This window comes from Xanthomonas sp. AM6 (assembly GCF_025665335.1).
GTDB lineage: Bacteria > Pseudomonadota > Gammaproteobacteria > Xanthomonadales > Xanthomonadaceae > Xanthomonas_A.
The window spans coordinates 4,253,182-4,265,371 of sequence record NZ_CP106869.1; the positions used below are offsets into that span (position 1 = coordinate 4,253,182).

The following is a 12,190-nucleotide window of genomic DNA, read 5'->3' on the forward strand; positions in this document are numbered from 1 at the left end:
CGATGCTGTACTGCCCTGTCCACCTCTAAGCGTTCGCCAACGACTGTGGCGGCACCTTCCCGTGCCTGCGTCCGGGGTTGGAAACGTCCGCCATTTCGCCACCGGCCCCTTCGGTGTCCTCGGTTTCCTGCACAGGCTGACCGCAGGGAACAGGCAGGCAGCGGGTAGCCGAACCGGCAAGACGCGCACCGCCGGCATCGCCCTTCACGGCCCTTGGCCGCGGCGCTTGCTATCCCGGGTACCCGTCCCGCCCGCCATTGCCCGATGCCGACCGCCTCGCCCCGCCGCACCGACGCCGCACCGCGCATCCGCGTCGGCTGCGCCGGCTGGTCGATCGCCAGCACCCAGCGCGCGCTGGTCGGCGACGGCGCCAGCCAGCTGGCGCGCTATGCCACTCGCTTCGACGCGGTCGAGATCAATTCCTCGTTCTATCGCCCGCACCGCCCCGCCACCTACCAGCGCTGGGCCGAGAGCGTGCCGGCGGATTTCCGCTTCTCGGCCAAGCTGCCGCGCACGATCACCCACGACGCGCGCCTGTACCGCGTCGCGCCGCTGCTGCAGACCTTCCTCGGCGAGGTCGGCCACCTCGGCGACAAGCTCGGCTGCCTGCTGGTGCAGTTGCCGCCGAGCCTGGCCTTCGACGCGCGCACCGCCGCCACCTTCTTCGCGATGCTGCGGCGCCGCTGGCACGGCGGCATCGCCTGCGAACCGCGCCACGCCAGTTGGTTCTGCGCCCGCGCCGAGGCGCTGTGGCAGCGCCACGGCATCGCGCGCGTGGCCGCCGATCCGGCCCTGAACGCCGCCGCCGCGCAGCCGGCGGGCACGGCGGCGCCGGCCTACTGGCGCTGGCACGGCGCGCCACGCATTTATTACAGCGACTACCCCGACGCCGTCCTGCAGCAGTTGGCCGCACGCGTCGTCGCCGCCACGCCGGCGGCGGGCGAGGCGTGGGTGATTTTCGACAACACCGCGCTGGGCCACGCCCTGGACAACGCCGCCACGCTGCAGGGGCAGTTGCGCGTGGGAGGCAGTGGCGTCGGCCCAGGCACCTGACGCAGCGCGTCACACGGACGCCGCCAACGGCCACGTCAGCCGCGAAGCGCGGACCGGTGACGCCGCCATTCACGAACACGCGCGCACCGGCAATCATGCCAAGCGAGCGGCGAACCTGTGGGAGCGACTTCGGTCGCGACGGGCCTTACCGATAGTGCGTCGCGGCCGAAGTCGCTCCCACAAAAGCCCGCGCTTGCCGTGGACACCTGGGTCGCATGCTCCAGGCGCTGGGCTTCGGGCGCCTGCCCACCCCGGCGGCCCCAGGCTATGGCCCATGGCAATCGAACTGATGGCGGCCGCCTCCGACACACCGTGGAATCCGTACCGCAGCGCGATTGGCCCCGCTCTTGCATCGCTCCGGGCATGTCCCCGCCGTCCACCCTCCGATTCAAGCCGGCCGGCCCCGGGCCGATATCGCCAGATCGGCCACCTGCGTCGTGCCTGGACCGAGACCGCTCCGCGCTTTCCCCGTTCGCCGGCATGCGGCCGCCACCGCCACCGGTTTCCCGCCTCCCGCTTCGGTCGTTTACCATGCCGCACGCATCCTGCTCTGGACCCGAGATGAGCCATGCCGCTCCTCCCTGCTGCACCCCGCTGCTGAGCCTGTCGCTGGGCCTGCTGCTGGGCGGCTGCGACACCGCCGCGGCGCAGGCCGCGCCGGCCGCGGTGCAGACCGCGCCCGCGCCCGCGCCGCTGACCCCGGACCTGGCCTACCCCGAACTGTTCCAGGCCGTGCAGCAGCAGGAACTGTTCGACGACCAGAAGCATTTCGTCGATGCGCTGCCGCTGCGCGACCCGGCGCTGATCAACGCCGACTACCTGGCCCAGCGCCAGCAGCCGGGCTTCGACCTGCGCCGCTTCGTCGCCGCCAACTTCGAGGAATCCGGCCCGGTGCAGACCGAGGCGATCCGCCAGGACACCGGCCTGCGCGAGCACATCGACGCGCTGTGGCCGCTGCTGGTGCGGCGCCAGGTGGACGTGCCGGCGCACAGCAGCCTGCTGTCCCTGCCGCAGCCGTACGTGGTGCCGGGCGGGCGCTTCCGCGAGGTCTACTACTGGGACTCGTACTTCACCATGCTCGGCCTGGTCGAGAGCGGCGAGACCGAGCGCAGCCGGCAGATGCTGGACAACTTCGCCTACCTGATCGACACCTACGGGCACATCCCCAACGGCAACCGCACCTACTACCTGAGCCGCTCGCAGCCGCCGTTCTTCTCGCACATGGTGCAGCTGCAGGCCAAGGTGGAAGGCGACGCCGCCTATGCGCGCTACCTGCCGCAGCTGCAGAAGGAATACGCGTACTGGATGGAAGGCGCGCAGGCGCTGGCGCCGGGCAACGCGCACGCGCACGTGGTGCGGCTGGCCGACGGCAGCCTGCTCAACCGCTACTGGGACGCGCGCGACACCCCGCGCCCGGAAGCCTGGCTGCACGACGTGCGCACCGCCGCGCAGGCCAAGGACCGCCCGGCCGCGGAGGTCTACCGCGACCTGCGCGCTGGCGCCGAGAGCGGCTGGGACTATTCCAGCCGCTGGCTCGGCGACCGCAAGACCCTGGCCACGATCCGCACCACCGCCATCGTCCCGGTCGACCTCAACAGCCTGCTCTACCACCTCGAATCGACCCTGGCCCTGGCCTGCGCCAAGAACCCCGGCGCAGCCGGCTGCGACACCGACTACGCGGCCCTGGCCAGCGCGCGCAAGACCGCGATGGACAAGCACCTGTGGAGCGATGCCGGCTACTACGCCGACTACGACTGGCAGCAGCGCCGCCTGCGCGACCAGGTCACCGCGGCGGCGCTGTATCCGCTGTTCGTCGGCGTCGCCTCGCCGGCGCGCGCCAAGCGCAGCGCCGCCACCGTGCAGGCGCAGCTGCTGCGTCCCGGCGGCCTGGCCAGCACCCGCCTGCACACCGGCCAGCAGTGGGACGAGCCCAACGGCTGGGCGCCGCTGCAGTGGATCGCGGTGAACGGCCTGCGCCGCTACGGCCAGGACGCGCTGGCGCAGCGCATCGGCAGCCGCTTCCTGGCCCGCGTGCAGGCGCTGTTCGCGCAGCAGCACAAGCTGGTGGAGAAGTACGGCGTGGACGCGCAGGCCAGCGGCGGCGGCGGCGGCGAATACGCCCTGCAGGACGGCTTCGGCTGGACCAACGGCGTGACCCTGCTGCTGCTGGACCTGTACGCCACGCCCGCGGCGCCGGCCACGGCCGCGCCGGCGGCGCAGCGCCAGCCCGAGCCGGAGCCGGCCACGCCCTGAGGCGGCGGCCGGCGGGTATGCTGCGGTCCTTGCCCACACCAAGGACCGAAGATGAGCGTACGTACCCTGGCCGAATTCCTGTCCGCCTCGCGCGAGAAGGACGCGTCCGCCGACGCGTTCGAACTGGAGAACCCGCACCTGCTGGAAGTGCGCCTGGACGGCCTGGTCTGGGCCAAGGCCGGGGCGATGGTCGCGCGCAAGGGCGCGGTCAAGTTCACCCGCCAGGGGCTGATGGAACAGGGCCTGGGCAACCTGCTGAAGAAGGCGGTCAGCGGCGAAGGCATGCAGCTGATGAAGATCGAGGGCCAGGGCCGCGTGTACCTGGCCGACGCCGGCAAGAAGATCACCCTGCTGCGCCTGGCCGGCGAGGCGATCTTCGTCAACGGCAACGACGTGCTGGCCATCGAGTCCGGCATCGACAGCCAGATCACCATGATGCGCAAGGTCGCCGGCATGCTCTCCGGCGGCCTGTTCAACGTGCGCCTGAGCGGCCACGGCATCGTCGCCATCACCTCGCACTACGAACCGCTGACCCTGCCGGTCAACGCGCAGACCGGCCCGGTGTTCACCGACCCCAACGCCACCGTGGCCTGGTCCGGCGGGCTAACCCCGGAGATCGTCGCCGACGTCAGCCTGGGCACGCTGCTCGGGCGCGGCTCGGGCGAAAGCATCCAGCTGCGCTTCGCCGGCGACGGCTGGGTGGTGGTGCAGCCGTACGAGGAAGTGGCGCTGCAGGCCAAGAGCTGAGGCGTGGACGCGTGCAGCCGGCCTTGGCTGCGCGTGGAAGCGCTCGACCTCCGCGCATCGCCGTCGAGACGGCGCGGCGCGCGCTGCAATGGTGCGCGCTGCGCTGCGGTGACGACGGGTTGCGGACGTGGAAGAGGCGACCGGGCTCGAGCGGTTGCGCACGAGTCGCATGGATTGCCCCCCCTCACGGTGCTGCGAAATGCGCTGTGCGTGGAGAAGGCGGCTCGGTGTGGCCCTGGACGCCAGGCTTGGCACCGCGCCAGGCCGCGCAACGCCCGAGGCCGAGCACGAGCCTGACCGACACCGCCTCGGCGCGCCTGGCTGTGCCGCGGCCCCGTACGCGGGCGGTGGATGCGCAGCTTCCGACCTGCCGCAGGAGATCGGGCCGCGCGCTACTGCGCCGGCGTCTCCGCCTTGATCCCCATCGCCTCGCGATAGCGCTGGTACAGCGCCATCACCTTGTCGATGTACTCGCGCGTTTCCGCATAGGGCGGCACGCCGCGGTAGCGCGCCACCGTGCCGATGCCGGCGTTGTAGGCGGCGGCGGCCAGCGTGCGGTCGCCGTCGTAGCGGCGCAGCAGCGCCTTCATGTAGCGCGCGCCGCCGGCGATCGACTGGTCGGCGGCGAACGGATCGGCCACGCCGTATTCCTTCGCCACGTCCGGCATCAGCTGCATCACCCCCTGCGCGCCCTTCGGCGAGACCGCGGCCGCGTCGAAGCCGCTTTCGGCATGCGCGATCGCGCGCAGCCACGGATCGTCCACGCCGGTGGCGCGCGCCGCGGCACGGAAGTGCTTGGCGTGCATGTTCAACTGTGGCGCGCCGACCTTGCCCAGGCCCGGATGCGCAGCCTCGCCCGGCGGGGTCACCGCGGTGAAGCGCAGGTACGGGCGCGAGCCGGGCAGGTTGCGCGTGGAATACACCAGCCGCCCGTCCTGCTCGCGCTCGTACAGGGTGCCGCTGAACACGCCCATGCTGCCCCACAGGTTGGGCGTGGCGATCGCGGCATCGTCGAGTTCCTTCGGCGTGCACTTGGAGCCCGGCTCCGGCGCGGTGGCCAGGCTGACCGTGCCGTCGCGCACGCAGCGGTACACCGTGCGCGCCTGCGCATCGGCGATGGCGCAGCAGCACAGCAGCAGGCTCAGCAGCGTTCGGACACAGGCCATGGGACGGGAGACGGGGCGGACGAAGGCAGGGCGCGCATCATCGCGCACCGGGCGTCGGCGCGGGTGAGGACCGGCCGGGGGGCCCTTCTGCTCCGAAGGGTCACCGACGCTGCGGAGGTTGCTGGCTCCGTTCGTCGCGACTGAAGTCGCTCCCACAGGGACTTGCGGCAAGCCGGTCAGGTGCACTGCAGGAGCGGCTTCAGCCGCGACAGAAGCCATGGGGTGCCTGTCGCGGCTGAAGCCGCTCCTACAAAGGCGAGCGGCCGAGCCGATACGGCGCGCAGGCCGCCAACTTCTGGTCCGCGCTCGCCGCGCATCGATGGCTTCGTTCGTGGTGGTTGGAAGCGCTCCGGCACGAGCCGCGGCCGCCTTCCTGGGTGGGACTTCTGCCCCGACGGGCCACCGACGCCGCCGAGGCTCCTGGGCTCCGCTCGTCGCGACTGAAGTCGCTCCCACAGGGACTCGCGGCGAGCCGGTCAGGTGCACTGTAGGAGCGGCTTCAGCCGCGACAGGGAGCCTGAACCGCCGCGGATCCCAACTCCGCTCGTCGCGACTGAAGTCGCTCCCACAGGGACTTGCGGCGAGCCGGTCAAGTGCACTGTAGGAGCGGCTTCAGCCGCGCCAGGGAGCCTGAACCGCCGCGGATCCCAACTCCGCTCGTCGCGGCTGAAGTCGCTCCTGCAGGGACTTGCGGAGCGCCGGCTGGGTGCACTGTGGGAGGGACTTCAGTCCCGACTGCATCGAAGCCTGCGCTCGCACCACGCCGCTCGTCGCGGCTGAAGCCGCTCCTGCAAAAGGCGAGCGGCCGAGCCGCTATGGCGCGCAGGCCGCCAGCTTCTGGTCCGCGTACCACAGTGCGCGGCGCGCCAGGTCGTAGGCGCTGTCGGCCTCGCGCGGCAGCAGTTGCTGCGCCAGGACCGGATCGGCGCCCTTGGCCATGGCCTTTTCCACGCGCTGCAGGGCGTCCAGGTGGAACAGCGCGGGTTGCAGCAGGCGGCTGCGCTGCGCCGCCGGACAGGCCGCGCGACGCTGCTCCAGTTCGCCGATCGCCTTGCGCAGGCGGCGGCTGGCCTCGCCATCCAGCCCGGGCGCCTTCTCGAACGCGATCGGCGCGGCCTTGTAGGCGTCGCCGGTGGCCTCGCTGCCCAGATCGCCCGGGCGCTCGTGCAGCCCGGGATTGAAGCGCACATCCGGCGGCGGCCGCGCCACCGCCGGCTGGTGGGTGCTCTTGGGCAGCAACTTCTTCATCGCATTGCCCATGCCCTGCATCGCCACGTCGCCCAGGGTGCCGTCGCTGGCCCAGTCCTTGTCGAAGCGGGTGCGCTGGTAGTCGATCGGATTGGGGCGCTCGAACAGGCGCTTGGCCTTGGCCAGGTCGCGCGGGTTGGTGGTGCCCGGCGGCGTGCCTTGCGGCTCGGCGAACGGATCCACCGCCACCCCGTCCGGCAGCCGCGCGCTGCCGTCGCGCGCGTACAGCGTGGCGGTCAGCGCCGCAGGTGCCGGAGCGGCCGCGCTGGCCCGGGTTGGCGGCGGCAGAGCGGGCGGCGCTTGCGCCGAACGCGCGGCAGCCGGCACGCGCGACGAGGACGCCTGCGGCGCCGACTGGGCCGCGGGCGCATGCCGCGGCAACGGCGCAGCAGGTGCCGCCGGGCGCGGCACGAACACCAGCCGCAGCGCGTCACGGGCAGGCGCCGGCGACGGCGACGGCGCGATCAGCAGCAACCGGCCCAGCAGCAGCAGGATCAGCAAGGTGATGGCGGCCGCGCCCAGGCGCAGCAGCCGGTCTTCCACTGGCGCAGACGTCACGACGATCGGGATTCCATAGCGAGGCATGCGTCCACCGGAGGATTGTCTCCGGACCCCGCTATGGTGCCGTGAGTTCCTGTGCCGGCACGTGTCAGCCGGCGTCCGATGCGGGCACGCCATGGCACGCGCCGCCGGACGGCAGGTGCAAACCCCTGCTGCGCTTGGCGCTGCGCCACGCGGCGCGGAAACCGCTAAGGTGGCCCGCGCCGATCCCGCGACAGCCGGCGTACAGCTGCGCGCGCCGGCGCCACCCGATGACACCCCTGCAATGGAGAACGCAATGATCCGATGGCTGGGCGCCTGCCTGCTGAGCGCCGCCGCGGCGCTGCCGGCGACCGCCGCGAGTTCGCACCTGGACGCCATCGCGCAGCGCGGCGCGTTGCGCGTGTGCACCACCGGCGACTATCTGCCGTACAGCCTGCTGCGCGCGGACGGCCGCTACGAAGGCATCGACATCGCCCTGGCGCAATCGCTCGCGGCCAGCCTGGAGGTGCCGGTGCAGTGGGTGCCCACGCGCTGGGCGACGCTGCTGCCGGACCTGCTCGCCGATCGCTGCGACATCGCCGTCGGCGGCATCTCGGTGTCGCTGCCGCGGCAACGCCACGCCTGGTTCAGCGCCGTGCTCGACGTGGACGGCAAGATCCCGCTGGTGCGCTGCGCCGACCAGGAGCGCTATCGCGACGTCGCCCGGATCAACCGCGCCGAGGTCCGCGTGATCGAACCGCGCGGCGGCACCAACGAAGCCTTCGCCCGCCGCGAACTGCCGCGGGCGCAGCTGACCCTGTCCGACGACAACACCGCGATCTTCCGCGAACTGGCCGAAGGCCGCGCCGACGTGATGATCACCGACGCCTCCGAAGCGCGTTTCCAGCAGCGCCGCAATCCCGGCCTGTGCGCGGTGAACCCTCAACAGCCGCTGCAATACAGCGAGAAAGCGTTCCTGCTGCCGCGCGACGACATGGCGTGGAAGGCCTACGTGGACCAGTGGCTGCACCTGAGCAAGGCCAGCGGCGAATACCGCAAGGCACAGGCGCCGTGGCTGGGGGAGGCTGCGGACCAGCATCGGTAAAACGGTCCGTTGCCGCGATCTGCATTGCACGGCAGCGTTCATCCGTGCGGCGCGTGGAGGACACCATCAGCGTCCTTCGCATGCGCTGGCTGTGTCAGAACACTTCCCGATCAGTGGATGGAGCAACACAGCATTGTGGGAGCGACTTCAGTCGCGACGGGCGTCACCGGTAAAGCCTGTCGCGACTGAAGTCGCTGCTACACGATGCATATCTGCAAGCTCCGGAATCGCTTCTCCAGCCGGCTCAGCGTCACTCGCCTGAGCACCTCGCCGCGCCGCGGCCCGCCTATTCCAGCGTCACCGGCAGATCGCGATTGGCCGTGGCCTGGTTGCCGCTGTAGTCGCGCGCGGTGATGCGGATCAGGTAATCGCCGGCGGGCAGCGCGTCCGGTTGCCACAGGCCTTCGGCGATGCGGCCGTCGCGCACCGTGTTGGTCACCACGTAGCGGAAACGGGTGCGCGCGCTGCCGTGCACGGTGATGCCGCTGTCGGCGGCGTAGGCCACCTTGACCGCGTCCGGATCGGCGGGCATGCGCTCGAACTCGATGGTCGGCCGCGGCGCTGCCGCGCCCGGCAGCGGCTGGCCGCGCGCGTCGAGCACGTCGTAGCCGAGCGCGTACAGTCCCAGGCGCCGCCGCGGCAGGTTGCGGTCCACCTGGTCCCAGGCCTCCACCACGATCTGCACGCCGCCGGTGCCGCGCGGCACCCGCACGCGCCCCTGCGTGGCCGGCAGCGCCTGGCCGCCCGCATCGCGCAGCTCGATGCGCTGGATCTGCGGCGGATAGTGGTCGGCGTAGTCGCGGAAGCCCAGCAGCACCGCGTTGCGCTCGAAGCCGTTGGCGCCCACGCTCAGGTGCACGTGCGCCATCGCATTGATCGTGCCCAGCGCGTCGCCGGCGGCGAAGCGGGTGCCGCGCAGCACCCGCACCCGCTCGGGCACACCGCTGTCGTCGGCGAGCAGGTGGAAACGCTGCGGATCCAGCACCGCGCCCTGCGCGGTGCGGCCCACGCGCATGTGGATGTAGCCGAGCTGGTCCAGCGCCATGCCTTCGCCGAGCTTGCCCAGCGCCCAGGTCGCATTGGCGCTGGCGATCTTGGCGTCGGCGATGGCGTAGACCGTCTGCCCGACGTCGCCGCGGATGTCCAGGCCCGCATGCAGGTGGTCGCGGCTCTCGCCCTGGTAGTTGCCGCGCACTTCGCCAAGCGTACCGACCACTTCGTGCCAGCCGTCCTGCGGGCGCAGCGGCCAGCGGCCCTGGGTGACCGGCAGCGGCTGCGCGGCGGCCGGCCCGGTCACCGGCGGCGGCGCCACGGCGGCCGCCTGCGGCGTGGTCGGTACCAGCCGGTGCACGCGCGCGCTGCCGGCATCGGTGACGTAGACCGCGCCATCGGCGGCGACGGCGACGCCGGCCGGACGCGCCAGGCGGGCCTGGCTGCGGTCGCCGGACAGCACCAGCACGTGCCCGGTCGAGGTGACCTGCAGCACGCGGCCATCGTCGCTGCCGACGTAGCAGTGGCCATCGAAGGTGAGCGCCAGGCTCAGCGGCCGCGACAGCGGCGACGCATCGCTGGCGCCGGCCAGGGTGAGCACCCGCCCGTCCGGCCACAGCTGACGGATCGCGTCGTTGCGCAGGTCCGCGATCCACAGCACGCCGGCGCGATCGAGCTTCAGGTCGGTCGGCGTATCGAAGCGCGCGGCGGCGCCGGTGCCGTCCGCGTAGCCGGGGCGCTCGCCGCCGGCGAGCGTGCGCACCTGGCCGTCGCGCTCGATCACGCGGATGCGGTCGTTGTAGGTGTCGGCGACGTAGACCCGCCCCTGCGCATCCACCGCCACGCCCATCGGGCCGTTGAAGCGCGCCTGCGCGGCCGGGCCGTCGCGGAAACCGGCGGTGCCGTCGCCGGCCAGCGTGCTCACCACGCCCTGCGCGCTGAGCGTGCGGATCGCATGGTTGCCGGTGTCGGCGATGTACAGCGTGCCCGCCGCGTCCACGGCGATGCCCGACGGCGTCGCGAACCGCGCCGCGCCGGCGGCGCCGTCGGCGAAGCCTTCGGCGCCGCCGGCCAGGGTGGACACGCTGCCGTCGCGGCCGATGCGGCGAATGCGGTTGTTGTCGCCGGCATCGGCGACGTACAGCACGCCGTGCGCATCGACCGCGAGGCCGTAGGGATCGGCGAAGCGTGCGCGCGCCGCGGCGCCATCGGCCAGGCCGCGCACGCCGTCGCCGGCCACCCACTGCAACTGCGCCAGCCAGCCCAGCGGGGTCGGCGCCGGTGCGCTGGAGCCGCGCGCCGCGGTGTGGGGGCGCAGGCTCGGCCACCATGCGAACAACGCGAGCGATACGAGCGCCAGCGCCAGCAGCCACACCCCGGTCTTTCTCATGCCCTGCCCGCGCGACGAATGGTCAGGCACCTTAGACAAAGCGCGCGGCGCAGGGAAGCGCTCGCGCCGCGCCGCATCGCAGCGACTTCAGCCCATGCACCCGGGACCGACGGGGTCGGTCCGGAGCGCGCGCGATCAGCCGCCCTGGCCGAGCTGCTCGGCCAGGTCGTTGCGCGGCGAGCGGCCGTACAGGCGGCTGTATTCGCGGCTGAACTGCGAGGGGCTCTGGTAGCCGACGCGGTAGCCGGCCGAGCCCACGTCCATCCGCTCCACCACCATCAGCCGCCGCGCCTCGCGCAGGCGCAGCTGCTTCTGGTATTGCAGCGGGGTCATCGAGGTGACCGCGTTGAAGTGGTGGTGCAGCGAGGAAGCGCTCATGTTGACGTGGCGGGCCAGGTCCTCGATCCGCACCGGCTTGGCGTAGTGCTGGCGCAGCCACGCGATCGCCTTGGCGATGCGGTTGCTGGGGCTGTCCTCCTGCGCGATGCGCAGCAGGTTCGGCCCGCACGGGCCGGTCAGCAGGCGATACAGGATCTCCTGCTCGATCAGCGGCGCCATCGCCGCGATGTCCTCGGGCCGTTCCAGCAGCTTGAGCATGCGCAGCGCCGCATCCAGCAGGGCCGGGTCGGCGGTGTTGACCGACACCCCGCGCACGCACACGGCACTGGCCTGCGCCGGCAGCGGGATGCGCTCGAGCAGGTCGCGCAGCCGGTCCGGGCGGATCGCCATGCCCACCCCCAGCAGCGGCCGCTCCGGGCTTGCCTGGGTGATCCGCGACACCACCGGCAGGTCCAGCGCCACCAGCAGGTAGTTGCCGACGCCGTAGTGGTACTCCTCGGTGCCCAGGCTCAGGCACTTCTCGCCCTGCGCCACCAGGGCGAAGCATGGCCACTGCGCGGTGTGGGCCTTGGGCGATTGCGCCGTGCGGTGCGAGCAGAAGAAGCCGTCGATGGCGGTGTCGCCATCGCCGTCGGGAACGGTCAATCGGGCAACCAGAGCGGCCATTTCTTGATAGCGGTCGGCAAGCGCGGTCATCGGCGTCGGGCGCAGGGCGGTCAATCCAGGGACGTACAGCTTGCCTGATGCTGCGACGGCGCGGTCGACGCCGCCATCCGGTTTGCAGGATCGGACAAGAATTCCGCGGGATCGCGCTAACGCGCAGCGGCGCCGCGCTCGCATCCTGTGCAGGCCGGATCCCCCCGCGTCCACCGGAGTGCTCCCATGCCCACCCTGTCCCCCTCCCGCCACACCTGCGCGCCGCGTGCCGCCGCGCCAGGCCGCTCCCTTCCCCTTTCCCACCACCGCGCCGCGCCGCGCAAGGCGCAGGGCTGAGCCGATGCACGCGCATACCGAAGCCCTGGAAATCACCACCTTCCGCCTGCTGGACTGCACCTGGCGCACCTTCCTGCGCGCCAACGCCGAGGTCGACGCCTGGCTGCAGCGCCAGCCCGGCTTCCGCTCGCGCCGCATCGCGCGGCGCCGCGACGGCACCGTGGTCGACATGCTGTTGTGGGACAGCGTGGCGCACGGCACCGCCTCGGCGCGGCGGCTGATGCGCGAACTGCGCGGCGCCGCGATCCACGCGCTGATCGACCCGGACACGGTGTCCTGGGACATCGCGCCGGTGCAGCACGTCAGCGGCGAGGAGACCGGCGACAGCGAGCCCGAGACCGAAGCCGACAGCCTCGCGGCCTAGCCGCGCGCGCCGGCGGTGCG

General features: G+C 72.3%; 9 protein-coding genes. 5 read left to right on the forward strand and 4 right to left on the reverse strand.

Features of this window, described 5'->3' with window-relative positions; all coding sequences use genetic code 11:
• The first annotated feature begins 264 nt into the window (after positions 1 to 264).
• From OCJ37_RS18190 to OCJ37_RS18200, 3 genes are all read left to right on the forward strand, one after another.
• On the forward strand, positions 265 to 1,053 hold the full coding sequence (locus OCJ37_RS18190; RefSeq protein WP_263111098.1) for a DUF72 domain-containing protein: 789 nt from the start codon (positions 265 to 267) through the stop codon (positions 1,051 to 1,053).
• A 561-nt stretch (positions 1,054 to 1,614) separates the two neighbouring features.
• Complete coding sequence (gene treA, locus OCJ37_RS18195) at positions 1,615 to 3,306, forward strand: alpha,alpha-trehalase TreA (protein ID WP_263111099.1); 1,692 nt, start codon at positions 1,615 to 1,617, stop codon at positions 3,304 to 3,306.
• A gap of 51 nt (positions 3,307 to 3,357) precedes the next feature.
• Positions 3,358 to 4,053, forward strand: a complete 696-nt coding sequence (locus tag OCJ37_RS18200) for an AIM24 family protein (protein WP_263111100.1) — start codon at positions 3,358 to 3,360, stop codon at positions 4,051 to 4,053.
• 392 nt (positions 4,054 to 4,445) lie between these two features.
• On the opposite strand, the gene OCJ37_RS18205 is transcribed toward OCJ37_RS18200, so the two are convergent.
• Complete coding sequence (locus OCJ37_RS18205; RefSeq protein ID WP_263111101.1) at positions 4,446 to 5,219, reverse strand: lytic transglycosylase domain-containing protein; 774 nt, start codon at positions 5,217 to 5,219, stop codon at positions 4,446 to 4,448.
• Positions 5,220 to 6,032: 813 nt separating this feature from the next.
• On the reverse strand, positions 6,033 to 7,025 hold the full coding sequence (locus OCJ37_RS18210; protein WP_263111102.1) for a hypothetical protein: 993 nt from the start codon (positions 7,023 to 7,025) through the stop codon (positions 6,033 to 6,035).
• A gap of 280 nt (positions 7,026 to 7,305) precedes the next feature.
• On the opposite strand from OCJ37_RS18210, the gene OCJ37_RS18215 reads away from it, so the two are divergent.
• The gene (locus OCJ37_RS18215) at positions 7,306 to 8,094 is read left to right on the forward strand and encodes a transporter substrate-binding domain-containing protein (protein WP_263111103.1); all 789 of its coding nucleotides are present in this window, start codon (positions 7,306 to 7,308) and stop codon (positions 8,092 to 8,094) included.
• A 286-nt stretch (positions 8,095 to 8,380) separates the two neighbouring features.
• Here the strand turns inward: OCJ37_RS18215 and OCJ37_RS18220 are convergent, their stop codons facing one another.
• Entirely contained in the window at positions 8,381 to 10,474 is a 2,094-nt protein-coding gene (locus OCJ37_RS18220; RefSeq protein WP_263111104.1) for an NHL repeat-containing protein, read from the reverse strand.
• 135 nt (positions 10,475 to 10,609) lie between these two features.
• Positions 10,610 to 11,509, reverse strand: a complete 900-nt coding sequence (locus OCJ37_RS18225) for an AraC family transcriptional regulator (protein ID WP_317633197.1) — start codon at positions 11,507 to 11,509, stop codon at positions 10,610 to 10,612.
• A 301-nt stretch (positions 11,510 to 11,810) separates the two neighbouring features.
• On the opposite strand from OCJ37_RS18225, the gene OCJ37_RS18230 reads away from it, so the two are divergent.
• Positions 11,811 to 12,170 (forward strand): hypothetical protein, encoded by a 360-nt coding sequence (locus OCJ37_RS18230; protein ID WP_263111106.1) that lies wholly within the window; start codon positions 11,811 to 11,813, stop codon positions 12,168 to 12,170.
• The last annotated feature ends 20 nt before the right edge of the window (positions 12,171 to 12,190 follow it).